General features: G+C 61.4%; 21 protein-coding genes and 1 tRNA gene. 11 read left to right on the top strand and 11 right to left on the bottom strand.

Going from position 1 to position 23233, the window contains the following annotated elements; all coding sequences use genetic code 11:
* Positions 1-243: 243 nt before the first annotated feature.
* From K3J57_RS12610 to rsfS, 8 genes are all read right to left on the bottom strand, one after another.
* Positions 244-735: a hypothetical protein gene (locus K3J57_RS12610; RefSeq protein WP_259796165.1), complete on the bottom strand. Its 492-nt coding sequence runs from the start codon at positions 733-735 to the stop codon at positions 244-246.
* Positions 736-751: 16 nt separating this feature from the next.
* Positions 752-1246 carry an RNA pyrophosphohydrolase gene (locus K3J57_RS12615; protein ID WP_259792191.1) on the bottom strand — a complete coding sequence of 165 codons (495 nt, stop codon included), beginning with the start codon at positions 1244-1246 and terminating at the stop codon, positions 752-754.
* A 121-nt stretch (positions 1247-1367) separates the two neighbouring features.
* Complete coding sequence (locus K3J57_RS12620; protein WP_259775977.1) at positions 1368-2723, bottom strand: S41 family peptidase; 1356 nt, start codon at positions 2721-2723, stop codon at positions 1368-1370.
* 6 nt (positions 2724-2729) lie between these two features.
* Entirely contained in the window at positions 2730-3905 is a 1176-nt protein-coding gene (locus tag K3J57_RS12625; protein WP_259797785.1) for a murein hydrolase activator EnvC family protein, read from the bottom strand.
* Positions 3906-3918: 13 nt separating this feature from the next.
* A complete protein-coding gene (gpmI, locus tag K3J57_RS12630; RefSeq protein WP_259796167.1) occupies positions 3919-5442 on the bottom strand; it encodes a 2,3-bisphosphoglycerate-independent phosphoglycerate mutase in 1524 nt (507 codons plus the stop codon).
* A gap of 78 nt (positions 5443-5520) precedes the next feature.
* Positions 5521-6783 carry a HEAT repeat domain-containing protein gene (locus K3J57_RS12635; RefSeq protein WP_259796170.1) on the bottom strand — a complete coding sequence of 421 codons (1263 nt, stop codon included), beginning with the start codon at positions 6781-6783 and terminating at the stop codon, positions 5521-5523.
* 27 nt (positions 6784-6810) lie between these two features.
* On the bottom strand, positions 6811-7281 hold the full coding sequence (gene rlmH / locus K3J57_RS12640) for a 23S rRNA (pseudouridine(1915)-N(3))-methyltransferase RlmH (protein WP_055192779.1): 471 nt from the start codon (positions 7279-7281) through the stop codon (positions 6811-6813).
* A gap of 17 nt (positions 7282-7298) precedes the next feature.
* Entirely contained in the window at positions 7299-7697 is a 399-nt protein-coding gene (gene rsfS, locus K3J57_RS12645) for a ribosome silencing factor (RefSeq protein WP_074963626.1), read from the bottom strand.
* A 275-nt stretch (positions 7698-7972) separates the two neighbouring features.
* On the opposite strand from rsfS, the gene K3J57_RS12650 reads away from it, so the two are divergent.
* Complete coding sequence (locus K3J57_RS12650; RefSeq protein WP_259796173.1) at positions 7973-9136, top strand: hypothetical protein; 1164 nt, start codon at positions 7973-7975, stop codon at positions 9134-9136.
* On the opposite strand, the gene K3J57_RS12655 is transcribed toward K3J57_RS12650, so the two are convergent.
* On the bottom strand, positions 9090-10598 hold the full coding sequence (locus K3J57_RS12655; RefSeq protein ID WP_375542808.1) for a mechanosensitive ion channel family protein: 1509 nt from the start codon (positions 10596-10598) through the stop codon (positions 9090-9092). The two genes, K3J57_RS12650 and K3J57_RS12655, sit on opposite strands and share 47 nt — an antisense overlap.
* Before the next feature lie 311 nt (positions 10599-10909).
* On the opposite strand from K3J57_RS12655, the gene leuC reads away from it, so the two are divergent.
* From leuC to K3J57_RS12685, 6 genes are all read left to right on the top strand, one after another.
* Complete coding sequence (gene leuC / locus K3J57_RS12660; RefSeq protein WP_259775982.1) at positions 10910-12319, top strand: 3-isopropylmalate dehydratase large subunit; 1410 nt, start codon at positions 10910-10912, stop codon at positions 12317-12319.
* 12 nt (positions 12320-12331) lie between these two features.
* On the top strand, positions 12332-12937 hold the full coding sequence (gene leuD / locus K3J57_RS12665; protein ID WP_259796176.1) for a 3-isopropylmalate dehydratase small subunit: 606 nt from the start codon (positions 12332-12334) through the stop codon (positions 12935-12937).
* A 267-nt stretch (positions 12938-13204) separates the two neighbouring features.
* Positions 13205-14041 carry a hypothetical protein gene (locus K3J57_RS12670; protein WP_173486778.1) on the top strand — a complete coding sequence of 279 codons (837 nt, stop codon included), beginning with the start codon at positions 13205-13207 and terminating at the stop codon, positions 14039-14041.
* Positions 14026-15078: an endonuclease/exonuclease/phosphatase family protein gene (locus K3J57_RS12675; protein WP_259796179.1), complete on the top strand. Its 1053-nt coding sequence runs from the start codon at positions 14026-14028 to the stop codon at positions 15076-15078. The genes K3J57_RS12670 and K3J57_RS12675 overlap by 16 nt, the downstream gene beginning before the upstream one ends.
* Positions 15079-15182: 104 nt before the next feature.
* Positions 15183-16286 carry a 3-isopropylmalate dehydrogenase gene (leuB, locus tag K3J57_RS12680; RefSeq protein ID WP_259796181.1) on the top strand — a complete coding sequence of 368 codons (1104 nt, stop codon included), beginning with the start codon at positions 15183-15185 and terminating at the stop codon, positions 16284-16286.
* A 166-nt stretch (positions 16287-16452) separates the two neighbouring features.
* Positions 16453-16529 (top strand) — tRNA-Pro (locus K3J57_RS12685).
* A gap of 66 nt (positions 16530-16595) precedes the next feature.
* On the opposite strand, the gene K3J57_RS16055 is transcribed toward K3J57_RS12685, so the two are convergent.
* Positions 16596-17603 carry an AraC family transcriptional regulator gene (locus tag K3J57_RS16055; protein WP_311196483.1) on the bottom strand — a complete coding sequence of 336 codons (1008 nt, stop codon included), beginning with the start codon at positions 17601-17603 and terminating at the stop codon, positions 16596-16598.
* A gap of 160 nt (positions 17604-17763) precedes the next feature.
* Between K3J57_RS16055 and K3J57_RS12700 the strand changes: the two genes are divergently transcribed.
* The 4 genes from K3J57_RS12700 (at position 17764) to K3J57_RS12715 (ending at position 21448) form a co-directional block, all read left to right on the top strand.
* Positions 17764-18909 (top strand): acyl-CoA dehydrogenase family protein, encoded by a 1146-nt coding sequence (locus K3J57_RS12700; protein WP_259796184.1) that lies wholly within the window; start codon positions 17764-17766, stop codon positions 18907-18909.
* A gap of 191 nt (positions 18910-19100) precedes the next feature.
* Positions 19101-19454, top strand: a complete 354-nt coding sequence (locus K3J57_RS12705) for an antibiotic biosynthesis monooxygenase family protein (protein ID WP_259796187.1) — start codon at positions 19101-19103, stop codon at positions 19452-19454.
* Positions 19455-19497: 43 nt separating this feature from the next.
* A complete protein-coding gene (locus K3J57_RS12710; RefSeq protein WP_259796189.1) occupies positions 19498-19983 on the top strand; it encodes a flavodoxin family protein in 486 nt (161 codons plus the stop codon).
* A 178-nt stretch (positions 19984-20161) separates the two neighbouring features.
* The gene (locus K3J57_RS12715; RefSeq protein WP_055192789.1) at positions 20162-21448 is read left to right on the top strand and encodes a uracil-xanthine permease family protein; all 1287 of its coding nucleotides are present in this window, start codon (positions 20162-20164) and stop codon (positions 21446-21448) included.
* An 89-nt stretch (positions 21449-21537) separates the two neighbouring features.
* Here K3J57_RS12715 and dld read toward each other — a convergent pair whose 3' ends face one another.
* On the bottom strand, positions 21538-23220 hold the full coding sequence (dld, locus tag K3J57_RS12720) for a D-lactate dehydrogenase (RefSeq protein ID WP_259796191.1): 1683 nt from the start codon (positions 23218-23220) through the stop codon (positions 21538-21540).
* Positions 23221-23233: the final 13 nt, after the last annotated feature.

Below are 23233 nucleotides of genomic sequence, written 5' to 3' on the forward strand. Positions count from 1 at the left end.
CCTAAAGCGTTTCGAGATTAACTTGGGACACAAGTTGATTTCGAAACGCCCGCAACATCAGTAGGTTTCGAGCGTTTCGCCTCATTATTGTGTCTCAATAATAAGTCGAAACACTTTAGGTGAGCCTCGCAGAGGCGAGGGGCAACGCCCCTGACCGAGCATCGCGAGGCCACCGAGCGCGCGCCCAGAGTGTCAACGCGGGCGCCCCGCCAGCCCGGCCCGATCAGCTCAGGTCAGTTAAGGTCAGCGTACCGGCAGTTCCGGATCACATCCCGATCCACGCATGCAGGCCTTGACCCGTGACAACATATCCGGATCCGGATCGCCAAAGGCAAACCCACCGCAGGGGTTGGTTTCCAAAAGATATCCCGCATCCGTTCGTTTCAGAAAGGCCAGATAGACCTCTCCATCCGTCAATCCGCCACACCACGGACCGTAGCATTGCACATTGGCGGTGATGTCCTCACGAAACGGGAGCACAAACCCGCGCCGTGCAAGGCTATGCCCTTCCAGCCGGGCTGGAAAAACATTGTCGGGCTGGGTTTCCGTCTGACCTGCCAGCCCCCCCTGCGGCAAATCTGCCTTGTCGAAACGAAGTGTGCCCAGCACCACCAGATAGTCGTCCGGGCTGTCCTGGGCATCCAGAAAGGCCTGCACCGCGTTATAGGGCATACAGGACAATGCCAGCGCGGGGGCGGCAAAGACGGTGAAAACAGCTGCAATCAGAAAGCGCATCGGCGTGCTCCGTTGATCAAAGGTAAGCCGCGAAACCATCCACCACTTTGGCATAGATCTCGCGTTTGAACGGCACGATATTGTCCACCACCTGATTGGCGGGCATCCATTGCCATTGGGAAAATTCCGGGTGTTCGGTGGCGATGTTCACATCCTTGTCCGACCCCTTGAAGCGCAGCAGGAACCAGCGCTGTTTCTGGCCGCGATAGCGACCTTTCCAGATCTTCGGCACGATGTCATGCGGCAGGTCATAGGGCAGCCAATCGGGCAGTTCGGCCTCAACCTCAACCAGATCAGCGGTCACGCCGGTCTCTTCCCACAGCTCACGCAAGGCAGCATCGCGAGGGTCCTCGCCCTCATCCACGCCACCCTGCGGCATCTGCCAGGCCGCTTTGGTGCCCAGTTTCGGCGCATCCAGACGCTGACCCACGAACACGCGGCCATCCGCATGGGCCAGCATGATGCCGACACAGGGGCGATAGGGAAGTTTTGCAATCTCTTCTGGCGTCATTTCCGCTTTTCCTCAAATCTCTTGCTTTCTGTTACACCGTTCTGAATTCAAACGCAAAAAGACCGCCCGATCAGGGGCGGCCTTTTGCTGGTGTCACAATATCCACCCGTTTTCAGAGCCCTTATTGCGCGCTGGCCTGTTTGGTCAGCCCGGCCTGTTCGATCGTGGCAAGGCCACGGATCAGGTCGACCGCGTAGGAGAGTTGGAAATCCTCGGCGCGCAGCTTTGCGGTTTCCTCGGCGGTTTCGCGTTCCTCTTCGATCTGGCGACGCTCATCCTCGGTCAGGCTGTCATTGCCCAGGCTGCCGCGCAGATCGGCCTCGGTGCGCGGATTGCGGGCCTCTTCCTCTTCCGTCGCATCGGGGTTGCGGCGCGGCTGTTCCACGACGATATCGGGGCTGACGCCCAGCGCCTGGATCGAGCGACCCGACGGGGTGTAATACCGTGCGGTGGTCAGGCGCATAGCGCCATTGGACGGCAGCGGCATCACGGTCTGCACCGACCCTTTGCCAAAGCTCTTGGTGCCCACCACAATGCCGCGGTGGTGATCTTGCAGCGCACCGGCCACAATCTCAGACGCAGACGCAGATCCGCCATTGATCAGCACCACCAGCGGTTTGCCATTGGTCAGGTCACCCGCCGCTGCATTCCAGCGCTCGCTTTCACCTGCGACACGGCCACGGGTCGAGACAATCTCGCCGCTCTCAAGAAACGCATCAGAGACAGAGATCGCCTCATCGAGCAGGCCACCGGGGTTGTTGCGCAGATCCAGCACGAAGCCTGACACTTTGTCGATACCACCCAGCGCCTCAACCTCGCGCTTCAGGCCGTCCGTCAGGTTCGGCGTGGTCTGGTCATTAAACGTGGTCACGCGCAGCACCACCGTGTCGCCCACGGTGCGGGCGGTGGCGGCGGTCAGCTTGATCGTGTCACGGATGATCGACACGTCAAACGGCTCTTCCACCCCTTCTCGCACCACGGTCACGATGATCTCGGACCCGATCGGGCCGCGCAGAAGTTCCACCGCATCGTCAAGGGTCAGCCCCAACAGGCTCTCCCCATCCACATGGGTGATGAAATCACCGGCTTCCATGCCCGCCTTGTCAGCCGGGGTGCCATCCATTGGCGTGACCACGCGCACAAAGCCTTCTTCCTGGGTCACTTCGATCCCAAGGCCGCCAAAGGACCCGCGGGTCTGCACCCGCATATCCGCCGCATCTTCGGCGGACAGGTAGCTTGAATGGGGATCCAGCGACGACAGCATCCCGTCAATCGCCGCCTCGATCAGCTCTTTCGAATCGACCTCTTCCACGTATTGCGCACGGATGCGTTCAAACACATCACCGAACAGGTCGAGCTGTTCATAGACCGTGTTGCCGCGCCCGCTGTCCTGCGCCAAAAGCGGAGCGGCGACCTGTGTGGTCAGCAGCGCGCCCGCCAATGTGCCGCCCAGCGCGGCCATCACGAATTTCTTCATCTGATTTCAATCCTTACCTGCCGCGAACCACTCTGCCGGGTCCACTGGCCTTTGGTTATCTCTCAACTCTATATAAAGCGTTTCTGACGCTTCTGCGCCAGCACCTTGCGCAACTTCGATCAAAAACGCTTGATCTGTGCCGGTTTCTGCCGATGGATCTGGCGCATTGTCCGGGGAACCCTGCCCCGCCCCGCCCATCAGGCCAACCGGAGCCCCCTGCGCGATCACTTCACCCACCTCGCCATAAAGCTGGCCCAGCCCGGCCAGCACCAGCAGATACCCGTCCCCCGGCTCAAGAATGACCACATTGCCGTAATCCAGAAGCGGACCAAGGTAACGGATCGTGGCCGGCCAGGGCGTGGTCACGAGTGAAAGCGGCCGGGTGGCCACGATCCAGCCGGGGCGTTCGACCCCGGCGGCGTCCGCCTCGTCAAACTGGCGCAGGACCCGTCCCAGCACCGGCAGTTTCAACCGCCCTTTCGACGAGGCGAAATCCTGCAGGGCGCCGCCGCTTTGATGGCTGGCCGGATCGGACAGGAGGCCGCTGGCGAAACTGGCCAATGTGTCGGAGCTGGCAATCAGGGTGCGCATCGCCTGTTCATCCTGCACGAAACGGCGGGGCAGTTCGGTGCGCGAGGCGATGGCCTGGCTCAGTTCGGCGCGGGCCGTCTGCGCCCCTTTCAACCCGTCCTGCAGGGTCTCAAGCGCCCCTTCCTGCAGCGCGCGGATGGTGGCCAGCTCTTCCAGTCCTTCGCGCAGGGTTTCGGCCTGCTGCTGCAACGCGGGCGCCACATCCGACAGGATCATGCCCGACCGGGCGGTGCCAATCGGCCCGTCAGGATGGATCAGCAGCGACGGTTCCGGTGCCTTTTCGATGGTCTGGAGCACCCCCAGAAGCTGCGCCAGCCGTTCGCTTTCGGCATCAAACGCGCCCTGGATGGTCGCCTCGCGCAGGCGCGCGCGCCGCAGCCCTTCGCGCAGAGCTGCCAGCCCCGCCTCATAGGCTTTCACCGTCTGGGTCAGCGCCGCCACCCGGTCACGGGCGGATTTTGCCTCTTCCAGCGCAGCCCCGGCCATTTCGAGCGAGATCATGGCCGCGCGCGCATCCGCGGCCGGACCCGCCTGTGCCAGACCCTGTCCGGCAGGCAGGCAGGCAAGGCAGACAGCAAGAAGGCGCGCGATCAGCTTCACGGGGTCATGCGCTCCCCAACAGGCTGGTGCCGGTCATTTCCGCAGGTTGCGGCAAGCCCATCAGCTCCAGCAGCGTCGGGGCAAGATCCGCAAGGCGGCCATGGCCCAGCGTAGCCCCTTGCGGACCGCCAAACAGGATCACCGGCACCGGGTTTGTGGTATGTGCGGTATGCGGACCGCCCGTGTCCTCATCCCACATGGTTTCGCAATTGCCGTGATCGGCGGTGACAATCATCGCGCCGCCCACTTTTTCCAGCGCCGCCATGACCCGGCCAAGCCCGTCATCCACGGCCTCGCAGGCGGCGATGGCGGCGTTCAGATCCCCGGTATGGCCAACCATGTCGGGGTTGGCGTAGTTGGTGACGATCAGGTCATAGCCCGCTTCGATGGCCTCCACGAAATGTTCGGTCACGTCGGGTGCGGACATTTCCGGTTGCAGGTCATAGGTGGCCACTTTGGGGCTGGCGGCCATATAGCGCACCTCGCCCTCGACCGGATCCTCTTTGCCGCCATTCAGGAAGAAGGTGACATGGGGATATTTTTCGGTCTCAGCCGTGTGGAACTGGGTCTTGCCCTGCTTGGCCACCCATTCGGCCAGCGTGTTCACGATGTCACGTTTCGGGAAGCAGGTGGTCATATAGGCGTTATGGGCATCGGAATATTCCACCATGCCAAGCAGCGCCGACAGGTTGGGGCGCGGGCCGGGATCAAATTCGGCAAAGCCCGGTTCGCCAATGGCGCGCAGGATTTCACGGGCGCGGTCGGCGCGGAAGTTGATGAAGAAGAGGCCATCGCCATCCTTCATCCCGTCGAAATCCTCCAACACAACCGGACGAATGAACTCATCCGTGGTGTCATTGTTATAGGCCGATCCGATGGCGCCATCGGCGCTGCTGAACCGTGTGCCCTGCCCCAGCACCATGGCTTTATAGGCAAGCGAGACCCGTTCCCAGCGATTGTCACGGTCCATGGCAAAGTAACGCCCGGACAGGGTGACGATCTGTGCGCCCTCGGGCAGGGCTGCCTGGAACGCGGCAATCTGCGCACGCGCGCTTTGGGGTGCCACGTCGCGCCCATCGGTGATCGCATGGATCGCCACCTGCAATCCCTGATCGGTCAGCGCCTTTGCGGCGGCAACAAGGTGGTCCTGATGCGCATGCACCCCCCCGGGGCTGGTCAGCCCGGCGATATGGGCCGTGCCCCCGGCGGCTTTGACCTTGGCGGCAAATTCGGCCAGCGCCTCATTCGCGAAAAAGCTGCCATCCTCGATGGCAAGGTCGATCTGCCCCAGATCCATCGCCACCACGCGGCCTGCGCCAATATTGGTGTGCCCCACCTCAGAATTGCCCATCTGACCGGTGGGCAGACCCACATCGGGACCATGGGTGATCAGGGTGTTATGCGGGCAGGTGGCCATCAGCCGGTCGAAGTTTGGCGTGGTTGCCAGCGCGGGCGCATTATGGGCAGTGTCTTCACGCAGCCCCCATCCGTCGAGAATACACAGGACTACGGGTTTCGGGGCGCTCATCGGGATGTTCCTTGCTTTGGGATTGACTGCTCGGGGATGTTCTAGGCCGCATTCCTGCATAAGGCAACGCAGACAAGATCAAACATCGCGCCTGAACAGGCGAACAAGGATCCCGCGCTCGCCCAGCCATTGCCTCCACTTTGCCCGACTATGGGGAACCCCAAACCGCTTGCACGCGGCGGCGGCATTCCCATTGGTCCTCGCCCAAAACCAGAAATTTCCGGGGTTGCGGGGTTTTTCCACAAAAGCCAATGCAAGCTGACGACGCCCGGACCCGAGCGTGCAGGGATCCGTTGGGATGTTGGGCCGCCTGTCCCCAAGGATCAGCGACAGGATCAGGTCATACCGAAACATCAGGGTCGGATCCGTTAACAGGGGGATGCAAAGCGGGGCCATGTCATCAATACAGTCATCAGGCAGGCTCAGCACCAGCGACATCAGGGTTTCCGTCGCACCAAGGGGCCAGGGCCAGTCGACTGCCTTCATGTCAGCCTGAAGCGTGTCACGCTCGGCCATCATCTGCTTGATGAGCGCACCAAATTCCAGTGGAAGTCTGGGCTGTTTGGCAAGCACCTGCTCCGCCTGAAACACGACGATCACGTAACGCTCAAGCGGAGCCGCATCGGCAGCCCGGTCAAGTTGGAGGGCAGGATGGGATTTGCAGTTGAGACGGGCGAGAATCTGCAACAGGACCGCAGGCGCAATTTCCGATCTGCCCTGATCCAACGCGTCCGCGACCCAGCCAATCCACCGATCCGCAAAAGCCCCCTGTTCTGTGCCCTCGGGGCGAACACCAAGATAGGCTTCGGGCCGGTCATCCGGCGCGGCGTCGCGTTGATCACAGCGGGCAAGGCGGGTCAGCACCTCAGCCGCCGCCATCTGGACCGCGGGATTGGAGCAGCTCAGCAGGTGATAGGCCTTGTCCGCCACCTCAAAGACAGCAAGAGTTGTCCGGCGGACGACGGCCTTTTCCTCTCGAAGCTGGTGGTCCGGATCCTCGACAAAAGACGCTCTCATCGCCTCATCCGCCCATTTGTAATGGCGGTGCACGTCGTAATACCCGTGCCCTTCTGACATATCGCCAAGCAAATTGAGCAGGGCAGCCTGGATATCGGGGGAAACATGATCGAGCGCCTCGATCAAATAGGGCACGGCAGGGGCACTGGCAGGATAGACCGTTCCCTGATGCCAGATATTTCCAAACAGCGCATCCAGGGCTGCATTTGCGCGATCCGCGTCCTCCGAGACCAGATCCCGGATCAGCCCCGGCACATCCTCCGCTGATCCATAGGCATGTTCAAAAGTTGCCCATGGAACATCATCCAGACCTGCAAACACCACGCACGCCCCCCTTACCTGCACCCCTTATTACACCCGATGATACGGGCTGCCTGCCAGAATGGAAGCCGCGCGGTAAAGTTGTTCGGTGAGCATGACGCGGGCAAGCATATGGGGCCAGACCATTTTGCCAAAAGACAGCGAGGCATCGGCCTGCGCCCGCAAGGACGGGTCGATCCCGTCGGCCCCGCCGATCACAAACGCCACGTCCTGCCGCCCGTCATCCCGCCAGCGCGCGATCATCTTGGCGAAATCCGGAGAGGACATCAGCTTGCCGCGCTCATCCAGGGTGCAGATCAGCGCCCCTTTGGGGATGGATTTTTCCAAAAGGGCGGCTTCGGGCTTCATGCCGCCGCCTTTCTTGTCCTCAACCTCAACGATTTTGGCCGGGCCAAGCCCAAGGGGCCGCCCGGTGCGGTCAAACCGTGTGAGGTAGTCGTCGATCAGATCGCGCTCGGGGCCGCCACGCAGCCGCCCCACAGCACAGATTTGCACACGCATCTGGGCCTCGTCCGGGCTCAGCCCTCTTGGTTGGTGACATCCACCGGACCGGGAGGGGTGGGGGCAACACCCGGTTCCATCCACATCTTCTCGACCTGATAGAATTCCCGCACTTCGGGGCGGAACACGTGAACGATCACGTCCCCCGCGTCAATCAGAACCCAATCCCCCTGCGCCTTGCCTTCAACCTTGGAATAGATGCCAAATTCCGACTTGATCTTGTCGGTCAGCTTTTCCGAGATTGCAGCAACCTGACGCGACGAGCGGCCAGAGCAGACGACCATGTGATCGGCCATTTCCGATTTGCCCTGCAAATCGATCACCACCACATCTTCGGCTTTGTCTTCTTCTAGGGATTTGAGGATGTGCGCCAACAGGGCACCGTCCTTGGCGGATTTCAGGACCTGAACCGTCATTTGCGGTCCTCCTGCGGTCGAAACTGCTGCGACCTGATTTTCAAGAGACAGGACATAGTCCTCCGATCAAAGCACGCCGATCCGCCCCGGCGCTGGGCATAAACGAATCGTAACACCAGATGGGAACGATCTCAATGACGGGCGGTGATACATCAAATCAGATGGATGCAAAAGGGCCACGTATACCTTTGCCACATTCCTGCCCAGATTTGCCCCTATCCTATGGGACCGGCACGTGGGCATGCGCGATACCATCGCGATACGGGGAGGACTGCATGGAGCGACGGACAGCGATGTCGCAATCAGCGGACAACACAGTGGGCATCAATACGGGAACCAATGTGCGCATCAACACGACAGCGAGAGCCAACACGGGTGCCGGCACTATGAAGGCGGGCAGCAAGGGCGCCGGGCAGGATGCAACTGGCGCACCGGAGACCGTCACGCGCAGGGCACCCTCCCCCACGAAGACAGCCCCGGTTGAAACATCCCCCCCAGACACTGGACGTCAGACAGGTGAAAAACCGCACAGCCCCGGATCAGATCTCGACCCGGATCTGGCTGCAATCCGCGCCATGATGCGCGAGGCCTCTGTTGATGGGGAAATTGCGACGCCGGGGCAGAAGGACAGGGCTCAGCCTGCCACAGCCCCGACCACGCCTGCCCCTTCCTCAGCTTCCCCCTCCCCCGCCGCGCCTATGGCCGACCGTCGGGAGGACAGTCTCAATTCTTCCATCAAAACCATGATCGCAACCGCCGAGGCCGACACCGACCGCACGCAATTTGCAGAGCCGGCCCCATCCCCTGCCGATCCCCCTGCCACCCCCGCCCGCAAAAAGGCCCCCAGGACAAAACGCCAAGGGCCGGGCATCGGGCGCAAGATCTTTGCGGAATGCCGCAAAACATTGGGGCTGCTGGCGCGTTTCCTCTGGCAGGTGCTGCGCCACCCACGCACGCCACGGGTTCTGGCCATCGCGCTGATCGCCGCGGTGACAGTGGCCCACCCCCTGTTCATCCTGGCACTGCTGCTGGTGGCGGGCATGGTTGCGGCCATCACCTATTTCTCGGTCGGGCCAGAGGCGGTGGACGCCTTCATCATCCAGCGGTTTCAGCACCTGAAAGCGCGCGACCCGGCAAAGGCCGAGCAGCTATATTCACGCGCCGTGCGGGGGATTGATCTGCTGAACAAAGCGATAGACCGCCTGCCGGAACGGTGGACGCAGGGGCTTTACCTGCCCGATCTGAACCCCGAACAGACCCCGCCGGAAAAAATGCGCGAAGACCCGTTTGCGCGGCTGGAAGCCGTGCCAAAAGCTGGGCCGGGCCGGGCCGCAGACCTGTTGCCCCCGCTGGAGCCGCCACGCCGGCGCCGCGCGCGCGTCATGGATCCCCTCACCCCTTCCGAGCCCCGTCGCCCACCCCGTCGGCTGCGTCCGTAACCGCGCCACCGGGCGCCTCATCAAGCAGGCGCACCTCGCGTTGCGGGAAGGGGATGTCGATGTCGTTTTCCTGAAACGCATCCCAGAGCGCCAGATAGACATTGCCGCGAATATTGGTCAGCCCGCCGGTCGGGTCATCAATCCAGAAGCGCAGGATGTAATCCACCGAACTGTCACCGAAGCCGACGATGTGGCAGACAGGCGGGCGGAAGCTCAGCACCCGGTCGACGCCACTGGCCGCCGCGATCGCAATTTTGCGCACCTTGTGCGGGTCATTGGCATAGGCGGTGCCAAAAAAGATATCGAGCCGCACAAAGGCGTTGGTATGCGACCAGTTCACCACCTGCCCGGTGATCAGGTCTTCGTTTGGAATGAGGTATTCGCGCCCGTCACGCGTCACCACCGAGACATAGCGCGCGCCCAATTGCTGGATCCAGCCAAAGGTCTCGCCCAGCGAAATCACGTCCCCCGGCTTGATGGATTTGTCCAGAAGGATGATCACCCCGGAGACAAGGTTCGACACCACTTTCTGCAGGCCAAAGCCCAGCCCGACACCGATGGCACCGGACAGGACCGCAAGGCCGGTCAGGTCCACCCCCACCGCCTTCAACCCGATGAAGAAAGCCGCGCCGTAAAGCACCATCTGCAGGAACTTCACCATCAGCACCTGCATCGAGGGCGAAATATCCTCGTTCTTCTGGATTTGTTCAGACGAGGTGCGGCTGAACATGCGGGCCACGGCAAACAGCGTCCCGGTGATCACCACCGCCCGGATCACATCCAGAAGGGAAAGGCGCATGTCACCCACCGACAGCGCAAGATTGTTCAGAACCGCGGACACTTCGTCAATTGCGCCGACATAAAACAGCGTGACATAGATCCACAGCCCCCATTTGATCACCCGGCGCAGCGCGCGGTTTTCCACCACGAAAGAGGCAATCCCCACCGCGACCCAGGCCAGAGCAATGGTGCAGACCAGCCCGATCAGGTAGGATCGCGACGGCCAGGTCACCTCGCGCATCACCACCACGGTCACCCATGAGAGCAGCACGAATATGATCATCCGCGCCCGTCTGCGCAGTTGCAGGGCAAAGCGCAGGCGCCGCTTGGACCAGCCTTCACGCTCTCGCAGCCAGTTTTCCAGCTTGGGATCAAGGAAACGCCCCAGCACCCAGGACAGTGCCGCAAGGGCCACGATGATCGCAACCTGATACAGCCGCCATGTCTGGGTGAGGCTGAACAGGAAATCTCCGCCGTCCCGTGCAAGGTCAACCACCTGATCGCGCAGGCTTGCCACGGTTTCACTGTCCGTCAGGTCAGGTTGCTGGGGCGTGGCTGATCCGTCTGCCGGCCCGTCCGCTGGCCCACCTGCGGGTGCCTCCACAGGGGGCTCGGCAGGCGGTTCTGCGGCAGCCTCGTTGGGATGTGTTCTTTGTGGGGGTTTGACTTCGTCCTGCTCCATAACCCCACTGTGTCACGGGAGTTTTCTTGCGTCCAGACCGCGTGTTCACGCAATAAAAGCCCGGCGCGCACCGGTTTCACATGCGCACAGGCTTGCTCTGAACGCCGCAAAAGAGTATCTGGGCGGCATGACTCGGATTTTTGACATGGATGACCACGCCTTTTTGCCGTGGCGCTTTCACGGCGCCATGAAGGCCGTGCTCGCCCGACTATAAGCTGCTGCGCCCCGAATGCGGGCGCCGATGCATCGCCTTTGATCGGGCGTATGATCCCTGTCACCCTTCACAACATGACCATCCACGGAGAGCGAAAATGACCGCCCCGAAGACACTCTATGATAAAATCTGGGACGCACATGTGGCCCACGAAGCGGACGATGGCACCTGCCTTCTCTATATCGACCGCCATCTGGTGCACGAAGTGACCAGCCCGCAGGCGTTCGAAGGCCTGCGCATGACTGGCCGCAAGGTGCACGCGCCGGACAAGACCATTGCCGTGCCGGACCACAACGTGCCGACCACCGCGGGCCGCGAAGACCCGGCGCAGATGACCGAGGAAAGCCGCATTCAGGTGGCCGCCCTTGACACCAACGCCAAGGAGTTTGGCGTGCATTACTACCCGGTGACCGACGTGCGCCAGGGCATCGTGCACATCGTTGGCCCGGAACAGGGCTGGACCCTGCCCGGCATGACCGTTGTGTGCGGCGACAGCCACACCGCAACCCACGGTGCGTTTGGTGCGCTGGCCCACGGCATCGGCACCTCGGAAGTGGAACATGTTCTGGCCACGCAAACGCTGATCCAGAAGAAATCCAAGAACATGAAGGTGGAAATCACCGGCAAGCTGAAGCCGGGCGTGACCGCCAAGGACATCACGCTGGCCGTGATCGGTGAAACCGGCACCGGCGGCGGCACCGGCTATGTCATCGAATATTGCGGTGAAGCGATCCGCGATCTGTCGATGGAAGGCCGCATGACCGTCTGCAACATGGCGATCGAAGGCGGCGCGCGCGCGGGCCTGATCGCCCCGGACGAGACCACTTTTGAATACTGCAAAGGTCGCCCGCACGCCCCGAAAGGTGCGCAGTGGGACCAGGCGGTTGCGTATTGGAAAACGCTGTTCACCGACGAAGGCGCGCATTTCGACAAGGTTGTCACGCTGAAAGGCGAAGAGATTGAGCCGGTTGTGACCTGGGGCACCTCGCCCGAGGATGTGCTGCCGATTTCGGGTGTTGTTCCGCACCCCGAAGATTTCGAAGGCGGCAAGGTCGAAGCTGCCCGCCGCTCGATCGAATATATGGGCCTGACCCCCGGTCAGAAACTCACCGAAATCGAAATCGACACCGTGTTCATCGGATCCTGCACCAATGGCCGCATCGAAGACATGCGGGCCGTGGCCGAGGTCGTGAAAGGCAAGAAGATCAAGGACGGTCTGCGCGCCATGATCGTTCCCGGTTCGGGTCTGGTTCGTGCGCAAGCCGAAGAAGAAGGTCTGGCTGAGATCTTTGAAGAGGCCGGTTTCGAATGGCGTCTGGCAGGCTGCTCGATGTGTCTGGCGATGAACCCCGACCAGCTGTCCGAGAACGAGCGCTGCGCCTCGACCTCGAACCGCAACTTCGAAGGGCGTCAGGGCTATAAAGGCCGCACCCACCTGGTGTCGCCCGCCATGGCCGCCGCTGCCGCGCTGACCGGCAAGCTGACCGATGTTCGTGACTTGATCTAAGAGGACCGCAAAATGGAAAAGTTTGAAAAACTCCAAGGTATCGCGGCCCCCATGCCGCTGGTGAATATCGACACGGATATGATCATCCCAAAGGTGTTCCTGAAGTCGATCCAACGCACGGGCTTTGGCAAGAACCTGTTTGACGAGATGCGCTATAACCGCGACGGCACCGAGATCGAAGATTTCGTGCTGAACAAACCGCAATACCGTAACGCCGAGATCCTGATCGCAGGCGACAATTTCGGCTGTGGTTCCTCGCGCGAGCACGCCCCGTGGGCGATTGCCGATTTCGGCATCAAATGCGTCGTGTCGACCAGCTTTGCGGACATCTTCTTCAACAACTGCTTCAAGAACGGCATCCTGCCGATTGTCCTGCCGCAAGAGCAGGTCGACATCCTGATGGCAGATGCCGAGAAGGGCGCAAACGCGCGCATGACCGTGGATCTGGAAGCGCAGGAAATCACCACCTCGGACGGCGTGACCATCGCGTTTGAAGTGGATGCGTTCAAGAAACACTGCCTGCTGGAAGGTCTCGATGACATCGGCCTGACGATGGAGAAGAAAGCCTCGATCGACGCTTTTGAAGCACAGGCTGCCGCGGCTCGCCCCTGGGTGTAACCCCTCGGAAATACCGGCAAATTCGTTAAGAATTGAAGGGCGGCCTGCAACGGGTCGCCCTTTTCTTTTCCCAGCAATGATGCATTGCCGCACCAGTTCCGCCACAAAAACGGCAAAATGGTAAAGCTATATTAACCCATAACTTGCAGATTCCCGCCTATCGGGGCATCGTGCCCTGAAGAGGCATCCGCCAATAAGGCGGGGATCAACATCGGAACAAGGGACGCGGCATCGTATCGCTCCCGTCCAAAGTTGAGGGTAGAGGCTGTGGTTTCAAAACTGGCTGGCGCATTGCTACGCGCAATACTTATCGTGGTGGTGATAGCACTCCCATCGATCATGGTGCCCGGCACCAATACTGACACGGCGCAGATCGTGGCACTTGTTGCCCTGTGCGCCGGGGCGCTGACCCTGTTTGAATATGCCGCCACCTATCCCGGCCTGGTCGAATTTCGTGACGCCCCCCCCTTCAACAGAATTCGCTTTTTCAGCCTGTTCGCGATGGTGTTCACCCTGTCCATTGTGGTGCGCGGCAAAACGGATCCGACCATCATGACCGAGTTTGTCACCCAGATCGGCACGCTGATCGGGCGGGCAATTGACTTCCCCTATTCCCCGGTGCGCCTTGTGGTGCTGATGCTGCCCGAGGGATCCAGCGCCGCCGACATCTCGGCCATGCGCACAGCTGCGGGCATGACCTACCTGATTTCCCTTCTGTCTCTGGGTGTTTTCGTGATTGCCCTGCGTTCAAGCCGCTGGCCCGCCAATGGGTGTTTCAATGTCTGGGTCAATTTGCCCACATTCGACCCCACCGCAGGCGGGGACGTGGTGAAACGGCTGGAACGCGACGCCCGTTTCAATATTGCGCTGGGTTTCCTGCTGCCTTTTGTGACGCCCGCCGTCATTCAGGCTGCCTCCGCGCTGTTCGGATCTGTCTCGGTGGCCAATGACCAGACCCTGATCTGGACCCTCACCGCCTGGGCCTTTCTGCCCGCCTCGCTGTTCATGCGCGGCATCGCCATGGGGCGTGTGGCCCTGATGATCAGCGACGAGCGCAAAAAGAACGCCAAAGCCGAACAGGAGGAGGCGTGGCAACCCGCCTGATCCCCGTTCTGGCGCTTGTAATCAGCGCCCTTGCCTCCTCAGCCATGGCAGAACGCCTGCGCCTTGCCAGTTACAACACCGAACTGGGTCGGGATGGGCCGGGGCTGCTGCTGCGCGACATCTCCCGCGGGAAAGACAAGCAGATCAAGGCCGTGATCGACGTGATCCGCCAAAGCGCGCCCGATGTGCTGGTGTTGCAGGATTTCGACCACGATCTGCAGGGGCACGCCCTTGCCGCCTTCCAGACCGCCCTCGCGCAGGCCGGCCATCCCATGCCCTATTCATTCGCCATCCGCCCCAATGCGGGCCTGCCCACGGGGCTGGATCTGGATGGGGACGGCCAGCGGGGCACCGCCCGCGACAGCCAGGGCTATGGCAATTTTACCGGGGCGGGGGGAATGGCCGTGCTGTCACGCCTACCGCTCGGCCCGGCCCGCGATTTTTCGCAGTTTCTCTGGCGCGATCTGCCTGGGGCCAACCTGCCCACCCACCCGGATGGCAGCCCTTTTCCCTCCGCCGAAGCGCAAGCCATTCAGCGCCTGTCCAGCGTGGCCCATTGGCAGGTGCCGGTGATCCTGCCCGACGGTCAGACGCTTGACCTGCTGACCTGGCACGGCTCCACCCCGGCCTTTGACGGCCCCGAAGATCAGAACGGGAAACGTGGTGGTGACGAAACCCGGTTCTGGATCCGGCTCCTTGAGGGCGCCCTGCCCTTTCCCGCGCCCACGGCACCTTTCGTGGTGATCGGCCAGGCCAATATCGACCCCGAGGATGGCGACGGAGACCATGACGCCATACGTGCCCTGATCAGTCATCCCCGCCTGACCGACCCCGCGCCCACCGGGGCAGAGGGCACGGATAGCGCGGATTGGAGCGGCATCGGCGTCGGGAAACTCCGTGCAAGCTATATTCTGCCCTGGGCAGACGCGCAGGTTCTGGACTCAGGCGTGTTCTGGCCCGAACCAGACGATGGGATGGCCGTGACCGCTACCACCGCGTCACGCCACCATCTGATCTGGGTCGACCTCAACTTTTAGCGGCTATTTCCGCGCAAATCCCCCTGCATTTCTTGACGCATCCGCCCCAACTCGCTAGGCCGTTCGGGAACAGAATTTCTGCAAGTCTCTCAAGGATACCCGACATGTCGAACCCCTCTCTCCTCATCCTCCCCGGCGATGGCATCGGCCAGGAAGTCATGGCCGAAGTGCGCAAGGTCATCAACTGGATCGGTGACAAGCGCGGCGTGAGCTTCGACGTGTCCGAGGATCTGGTCGGGGGCGCGGCCTATGACAAATACGGCGTCCCGCTGGCCGACGAAACCATGGCAAAAGCGCAAGAGGTGGACGCGGTTCTGCTGGGCGCCGTGGGTGGCCCGAAATATGACGATCTGGATTTCTCGGTCAAACCGGAACGCGGCCTCCTGCGCCTGCGCAAGGAAATGGACCTCTATTCCAACCTGCGCCCGGCGCAGTGCTTTGACGCGCTGGCAGATTTCTCCTCGCTGAAAAAAGACATCGTGTCCGGCCTCGACATCATGATCGTGCGCGAACTGACCTCGGGTGTGTATTTCGGTGAACCGCGCGGCATTTTCGAAGAAAACGGCGAGCGTGTGGGCATCAACACCCAGCGTTACACCGAAGCCGAGATCGAACGCGGCGCCCGTTCGGCGTTTGAACTGGCGATGAAACGCGACAAGCGCCTGTGCTCGATGGAAAAAGCCAATGTGATGGAATCGGGCATCCTGTGGCGCGAAGTTGTGACCCGCGTCAGCAAAGAATACCCCGAGGTGGAACTGAGCCACATGTATGCCGACAATGGTGCGATGCAGCTGGTGCGCGCGCCAAAGCAGTTTGACGTGATCTATACCGACAACCTGTTTGGCGACATCCTCTCGGATTGTGCCGCCATGCTGACCGGTTCGCTGGGCATGTTGCCGTCCGCCTCGCTGGGCGCGCCGATGGCCAATGGCCGTCCGAAAGCCCTTTATGAGCCGGTGCACGGCTCGGCCCCCGACATCGCGGGCGAAGGAAAGGCCAACCCCTGCGCCTGTATCCTCAGCTTTGCCATGGCGCTGCGCTACAGCTTTGACATGGGCGAAGAGGCGGATCGTCTGGAAGCCGCGGTCGAAAAGGTGCTCGCCGATGGGGTGCGCACCGGGGATCTTCTGAACGAAGAGGGCGTGAAGCCGGTCTCGACCTCGGAGATGGGCGACGCGGTAATCGCAGCCCTGAACGCCAGCCTCTGATCTGAGGCGTTTCGCTTTGGTCCTGAAAAGTGATGAAACGGCCCGCCTTCCCGCGGGTCGTTTTCATTTTGCGACCGGGACAGGGGGTTTCTGCCCCTTCCCACGACCCCCATGCATTTTGGGGCTTGCAGCGCCCGCGTATTGAGGCTATTTCGCACGCCACGGTCGGGCTGTAGCGCAGCCTGGTAGCGCACCTGCTTCGGGAGCAGGGGGTCGGAGGTTCGAATCCTCTCAGCCCGACCAATTCAGCAAAGGCCCCGCTTCGGGGCCTTTTGTTTTTTCCGACATCCTGACTAAAACGTTTCGGCTTTAGCCCCGATTTCGGATCGCCCCCGGCGTGGTGCCGAACCAACGCTGAAAGGCGCGAAAAAATGCGCTGGGTTCCGCATAGCCCACCCGTCCGGCAATCTCCGCCACCGGCAGATCGGTCTTCTTCAAAAGGGACAGGGCCAGGTTGCGGCGACGCTCTTCCTTGATTTCACCAAAGCTCTGCCCCGCCTCTTTCAGGCGCCGATGCAGGGTCGAGGTGGACAGGCCCAGCCGCTGCGCGATCTCATCCACACCGGGCCAGCCCCCGACCTCTCCCAGCGACAGCTCTGCCACCACCCGCGCCTTGATCCCGTCCCCATGGCGATAGCCGGACAGGAACGCGGTGGGGGCGGATTTCAGAAACACCTTCAGCGCCCGGTCCGAGCGGTTGATCGGTTTGCGCAGATATTTGCGCTCAAACTCCAGGCGGGCCACGGGGGCGGAAAACGCCACTGGCACACCAAAGAAATCCCCGTAATCATTGGTGCCTTCCGGGGCTGCACAGGGGAATTGGATGCGTTGGATCGGGATCCGCTCTCCGATCAGCCAGCAGTTCAGCGCATGCAGGATGGTAAAATAAAGCCGGTAGGCAAAGGCCGATTTCGGCGCGCCTTCTTCGCGCAGCGTCACCTCGGCATGTCGCCCCTCAACAGAAAGCGTCCCGGCCGGGTCCTCCAGCACCACCGTCAGAAAGCGCAACGCCCGGGCCACCGCCACCTCAAGGGTCGGCGCGTGGCGGGTTGCGTGGCCAAGCAGGGTAAAACTGCCCGGCCGCATCGGGCGGACGGCAAGGCCAAAGAATTCATCCTGCATGCGAAAGGACAGCTCCAGCCAGATCTGACCGAACTGGTCCGGGGTCAGGTGGTGCAGGTCCTGTTCGGGGATACCCAGATCCTGGATCAACGCGCCCATATCCACCCCCGCCAGACGACCACATTCAATTGCTTCCGCTGCAAAAGCTGCGGGGATCGGGGCGCTGGAAATCTGCGCGGGCGGTGGTGACAGCATGGGGGTGGGCATCACAAATCTTATGGCATTTCATGTCAAATTTCTGAAACATTGTGGCATCGTGTGCGAGTGATTTCAACTTTAGGATCAGGGAATCACTTTGACCGGCACCGCAACACGCCCCGGAAAGATCAGGCCGGACAGATCAGGAGAGACAAACATGCTTGACGAAACCCAATCCGCCATCCGCGACATGGCCGCGCAATTCGCCCGCGAACGCCTGTGGCCCGGCGCCGAGGAACGCGACCGCACCAAGGCCTTTCCCCGCGCGGAACTGGACGAAATGGGTGAGCTGGGCTTTCTCGGGATGCTGGTGCCGGAAGAATATGGCGGGATCGAACTGGACGCGGTGACCTATGCCAGCGTGGTCGAGGAAGTGGCCGCGGGTGACGGCGCCTGTTCGACCATCCTGTCGGTGCACAGCTCGGTCGGCTGCGGCCCGATCGTGAAATACGGCACCGAGGCCCAGAAACAGAAATACCTACCGAAACTGGCCTCGGGCGAATGGATCGGCGGCTTTGCCCTGACCGAACCGCAAGCAGGCTCGGACGCCTCGAAACTGCGCACCACGGCGGTGCGGGACGGGGATCATTACGTGCTGAACGGCGCCAAGCAATTCATCACCTCAGGCAAGAACGGCAAGGTGATCATCGTCTTCGCCGTGACCGACAAAGACGCCGGATCGAAAGGCATCAGCGCCTTTATCGTGGAAACCGACATGCCGGGGTATGAGGTCGTCCGGGTCGAGGAAAAGCTGGGGCTGCATTCCTCGGACACCTGCCAGTTGTCGTTTGAAAACATGCGGGTGCCGGCCGAAAACCTGTTGGGTCAGGAAGGCGAAGGCTACAAGATCGCCCTGGCCAATCTGGAAGGCGGACGCATCGGCATCGCCTCACAGGCGGTGGGCATGGCCCGCAAGGCGCTGGAATGCGCACTGGAATATGCGCAGGAACGCAAAGCGTTCGGCAAGGATATCGCCCAGCATCAGGCGGTTGGGTTCCGGTTGGCTGACATGGCCACCAAGGTCGAAGCAGCCCGCCAATTGGTGCATCTGGCCGCAGCCCGCCGCGATGCGGGCCTGCCCGCCCTGCGCGAAGCCTCGATGGCGAAACTCTTTGCCACCGAAATGGCCGAGGAAGTGTGCTCGGCCGCGATCCAGACCTTCGGCGGCTATGGCTATCTGCGCGATTATCCGGTCGAGCGCATCTATCGCGACGTGCGCGTATCGCAGATCTATGAAGGCACCAGCGACATTCAGCGTCTGGTGATTTCCCGCGATCTGATCGCCAATCCCGGCCCACGCTAAAGCATTTCTACAGGAGGGGGCGGCCCGCCTGCCCTCTCCTTTCCCTTGGTTCATCGACCCCTCGTTCCGAATTTTCCCGGCACAAGCCCGGCACCAGATCGTCTGCGCATAATGCGTTGCGGAACAAACATGTGTTTCAGGTTTTTCCCGAAACGCTGTAGGCATAACGCACCCCAGCAAGGAGCCCCCGGATGACCGAGCGTTTTGCCCGCACCCCCGAACCGCCCTACTACGCGGTGATTTTCACAAATCAGCTTAGCAAAGAGGATGCGGGTTACGCCGAAATGGGCGATCGCATGTATGCGCTGGCGCTGGAAGAACCCGGTTGCCTGGGCGCGGAAAGCACCCGCGACACAGCCAGTTTCGGCATCACCGTCTCCTATTGGGACAGCGAAGACAGCATCCGCGCCTGGAAAGCCAATGCCAAACACCTCGTGGCCCAGACATTGGGGCTGGAGCGGTGGTACAGCCATTTCGAACTGCGCGTGGCAAAGGTCGAACGGGCCTATGCAGGACCGGAGGGGCGCAACCTGCCCCAAAGCTGAAACCACGCTTCAAAGCTGGTGAAATTGGCTGTAGCATCGCCGCATGACCCGGCTTTTGATTGTCTATCATTCCCGCACCGGCGGCAGCCAGCAGATGGCACAGGCCGCCTGTCAGGCCGCCCGTGACGAGGTGGAGGTGGTGCTGAAACCAGCCCATGAGGCCGGCCCGGACGACCTCATGGCGGCTGATGGCTATCTCTTCTGCGCGCCCGAAAACCTCGCCGCCATTTCCGGCGAGATGAAAGAGTTTTTTGACCGCTGCTATTACCCGGTGCTGGGCCGGATCGAAGGGCGGCCATATGCGCTGATGGTCTGTGCCGGATCAGATGGCGAAAACGCGTTGCGGCAAATGGCACGCATTGCAACCGGGTGGCGGCTCAAAGAGGTTCAGCCGGGGCTGATCATCTGCACCCATGCCCAGACGCCTGAGCAGATCCTTGCGCCAAAAACCATTTCCGACACAGATCTGGAACCATGTCGTGCATTGGGTCTGGGGCTGGGCGCGGGGCTGGCCATGGGAATATTCTAACCATTTTTTCGGCGCTGGAAGCAGCCCAACCGCCCCCGTCAGGAAAATGCCATTTCCGCTCAACAAAGGCTGGATTTAGCGCCAACAATGCTTCAGAAGGGGGCAGTTTGTCGCGGCTCCAAGCGGGGCACAGACCCTGTATCGCGCACATATCACCCATTGAAGAAGTGAGGGGAAGATGACTGATACAACCGACGTTCGCGGGGCAAACGACCTGTCGAACACTGAATATTCCTTTGGCGCAAAACAGGCGCTGATCGGCGCGCAAATGCTGTTCGTGGCCTTTGGGGCCCTTGTGCTGGTGCCGCTTCTGACCGGGCTGGACCCGAGCGTGGCGCTGTTCACGGCGGGGCTTGGCACGCTGATTTTCCAGATCACCACCCGTGGCAAGGTGCCGGTCTTTCTGGCCTCCTCCTTCGCCTTTATCGCCCCGATCATTTATGGGGTGCAGACCTGGGGCATGGCTGCCACCACCGGGGGGCTAGCGGCCGCCGGTCTGCTTTATGTCGCACTCAGCTTTGCGATCCGCATTTTTGGCAGTGATTTCCTGCACAAGCTGCTGCCGCCGGTTGTGGTTGGTCCGGTGATCATGGTGATCGGCCTGTCGCTGGCACCGGTTGCGGTCAACATGTCCACCGGTGTGGCCGGGGATGCGCAGATCGTGCCCAAGGGCATTGCCCTGATCCTCGCCGCGGTCTCGCTTGGGGCGACCATGATCACCGCCATTCTCGGCCGTGGCATCATGCGTGTGGTGCCGATCATTGTCGGTGTGATTGCGGGTTACGTCACCGCGCTCATCATCGGGGCGATCACCGGCGAAAGCCTGATCAACACCGCGCCCCTGGCAGGTGCAGCCTGGTTCGCGGTGCCGGGTTTTGTCGCGCCCGAGTTCAACCTTGCGGCCATCCTGTTCATCCTGCCCGTGGCCATCGCCCCTGCGATTGAGCATTTCGGCGATATCCTCGCAATCGGATCGGTCACCAAAAAGGATTATATCGAGAACCCCGGCATCCAGAACACCATGTTGGGGGATGGCCTTGCCACCACCGCGGCGGGCCTGCTGGGCGGTCCCCCCAACACCACCTATTCCGAAGTGACCGGCGCCGTGACCCTGACCCGCGCCTTCAACCCGGCGATCATGACCTGGGCCGCCATCTTTGCCATCGCACTGTCATTTGTGGGCAAGCTGGGCGGCGCACTTGGCACCATCCCGATGCCCGTCATGGGCGGCATCATGATCCTGCTCTTTGGAATGGTCACCGTCGTGGGCCTGACGGTTCTGATCCGCCTGGGCGACCATCTGCAGGACGCGCGCAACATGGTGATTGTCTCGACCGTGCTGATCATCGGCATCGGTGGGCTGACGCTGGAATTCGGAGATGGCTTCACCCTGGCCGGCATTGGCCTGTCCGGTGTGGCCGGGCTGGTCCTGAACCTGTTCCTGCCCCGTCAGAAACCCGAATAACCACAGCAATATCCAAAGCAAGAACGCGCGCCCATCCGGCGCGCGTTTTCTTTTGTCTTCTTTTGTCCGAAACAGGAAGCCCCCGGCACTTACCCGTAATTCTTCCGGCGTGACATCTTCCCGATCCCCGGGTTCATTGAATTGGTGGGGTCGACGGATTTGTAAAACGCCGCAAGATCGGGTTTGGCCGGGTAAAGATGCCCCACGTTATGCTCCGCCGGGTATTCCGCCCCGCGCGCATCCAGGATCTTCAGCATCGCCGCTTTCAGCGCCTTGGGATTAGCCCCCTTTTTCACGATGTAATCCTGATGCAGCACATGGCACATGAAATGGCCGTAATAGAGCTTGCTCACAAGCTGGTCGGAAATCTCGGTGGGCAGTTCTTCAAACCAGTCCCGGTCATTGCGGCGCAGAGCAATATCAAGCGCAAGGATGTCTTCGACCTCTGACCGATGCACATTCATATATCGCACCGCGGCCCCGGCGGCGGCAAAGCGGTGCAGCCCGGCCATCTTGGCCTCACGCGGGTCACATTCGAAATAGTCCAGCCGCCCTTGCCCGGACATCTCCGCCAGCAGCGCCTGCGCCTCTCCAATGCCGCCATCGCGCATTTTCAGGATCAGGTGGTGGGGATATTGACCACGAAAATCACGCATCCGCACAGGCAGGATATCCGGCCAGATCCGGGCAAGGGTCTGCATGAATTTATCGGTGAAGTTTGCCATCCCCGGCACATTCGCCAGCCGCGCATCCACCGCGCCCTTCATGGCAAAGAACATCGGCAAGCGGTCGGTGCCCAGCTTGTCGATCATCACCATCGTGTCCTTGCCGTAACGATCCGAGAGGTCAAACACCTCTTCATGCATATATTCGGCGGAGACCGGCAGGGTTTCGAAATCGGCCAGGATCCGGCGGCGCAGCTCTGTCAGGGCGGCGGTATCCTTGGTGCCGACATAGAAGGTCCGCTCATCCGCATTCATCGGATAGGTATCGAGCCGCACGGCAAACACGGCAAGTTTCCCGGCACAGCCCGCGGCCTCGTAAAGGCGGGACTTGTCGGCGTTGAACCGCGCCGGTGTGTCCGCCTCCACATTTCGCACCCGGCGGGCATAATCCGTGTCCGACGCTTTGCGGTTGGTGCTTTCCAGATCCGCAGAAGAATAATCCCCCTGTTCCAACCGGGTCAGGATCTCTTCCGGGGTTTCGCCTAGGTTGATGCCCAGATGGTTGACCAGCTCCAGCCGCCCCTCTTCGGTAATGCGGGCAAAAAGGGAGAGCTCAGTATAGGACGGGCCGCGTTCCACCAGCGAGCCACCGGAATTGTTGCACACGCCGCCCACCACGGACGCCCCGATGCAGGAGGAGCCGATCACCGAATGGGGCTGGCGTTTGAGCGGGGCGAGCAGTTTTTCGAGCGCAAACAAGGTGGAGCCCGGAAAGGAAATCACCTGAGTGCCATCCTTGATCAGCTGCAACCGATCCATGCGGCGCGTGTTGATCAGCACCACCTCACGGTCATAGCGGCCCTTTGGGGTCGACCCTTCGGTCAGACCCGTATTGGCCGCCTGCATGATCACGATCTTGTCCGCCGCCACGCAGGCCTCTAGCACGTTCCACTGTTCAAGCAGCGTGCCCGGCTGCACCACCGCCAGCGCCTCGCCCTCTCCTGAACGAAACCCCTTGCGAAAGCGTGCGGTGCGGCGCGCACCTGTGAGCACATGCCGGCGCCCACAGATTTTTTGCAATTGCGCGATGAGGTCCTGATCGGTCATGGTCCCACCCTTT

The organism is Aliiroseovarius crassostreae (assembly GCF_025137635.1).
GTDB lineage: Bacteria > Pseudomonadota > Alphaproteobacteria > Rhodobacterales > Rhodobacteraceae > Aliiroseovarius > Aliiroseovarius crassostreae.

Bases quoted from the DNA above. Each gene is read 5' to 3' on its own strand.
- K3J57_RS12610 (WP_259796165.1), bottom strand. From the start codon at position 735: ATGCGCTTTCTGATTGCAGCTGTTTTCACCGTCTTTGCCGCCCCCGCG.
- K3J57_RS12615 (WP_259792191.1), bottom strand. From the start codon at position 1,246: ATGACGCCAGAAGAGATTGCAAAACTTCCCTATCGCCCCTGTGTCGGC.
- K3J57_RS12620 (WP_259775977.1), bottom strand. From the start codon at position 2,723: ATGAAGAAATTCGTGATGGCCGCGCTGGGCGGCACATTGGCGGGCGCG.
- gpmI (WP_259796167.1), bottom strand. From the start codon at position 5,442: ATGAGCGCCCCGAAACCCGTAGTCCTGTGTATTCTCGACGGATGGGGG.
- rlmH (WP_055192779.1), bottom strand. From the start codon at position 7,281: ATGCGTGTGCAAATCTGTGCTGTGGGGCGGCTGCGTGGCGGCCCCGAG.
- rsfS (WP_074963626.1), bottom strand. From the start codon at position 7,697: ATGACGGTTCAGGTCCTGAAATCCGCCAAGGACGGTGCCCTGTTGGCG.
- K3J57_RS12650 (WP_259796173.1), top strand. From the start codon at position 7,973: ATGGAGCGACGGACAGCGATGTCGCAATCAGCGGACAACACAGTGGGC.
- K3J57_RS12655 (WP_375542808.1), bottom strand. From the start codon at position 10,598: ATGGAGCAGGACGAAGTCAAACCCCCACAAAGAACACATCCCAACGAG.
- leuC (WP_259775982.1), top strand. From the start codon at position 10,910: ATGACCGCCCCGAAGACACTCTATGATAAAATCTGGGACGCACATGTG.
- leuD (WP_259796176.1), top strand. From the start codon at position 12,332: ATGGAAAAGTTTGAAAAACTCCAAGGTATCGCGGCCCCCATGCCGCTG.
- leuB (WP_259796181.1), top strand. From the start codon at position 15,183: ATGTCGAACCCCTCTCTCCTCATCCTCCCCGGCGATGGCATCGGCCAG.
- K3J57_RS16055 (WP_311196483.1), bottom strand. From the start codon at position 17,603: ATGCTGTCACCACCGCCCGCGCAGATTTCCAGCGCCCCGATCCCCGCA.
- K3J57_RS12700 (WP_259796184.1), top strand. From the start codon at position 17,764: ATGCTTGACGAAACCCAATCCGCCATCCGCGACATGGCCGCGCAATTC.
- K3J57_RS12705 (WP_259796187.1), top strand. From the start codon at position 19,101: ATGACCGAGCGTTTTGCCCGCACCCCCGAACCGCCCTACTACGCGGTG.
- K3J57_RS12710 (WP_259796189.1), top strand. From the start codon at position 19,498: ATGACCCGGCTTTTGATTGTCTATCATTCCCGCACCGGCGGCAGCCAG.
- K3J57_RS12715 (WP_055192789.1), top strand. From the start codon at position 20,162: ATGACTGATACAACCGACGTTCGCGGGGCAAACGACCTGTCGAACACT.
- dld (WP_259796191.1), bottom strand. From the start codon at position 23,220: ATGACCGATCAGGACCTCATCGCGCAATTGCAAAAAATCTGTGGGCGC.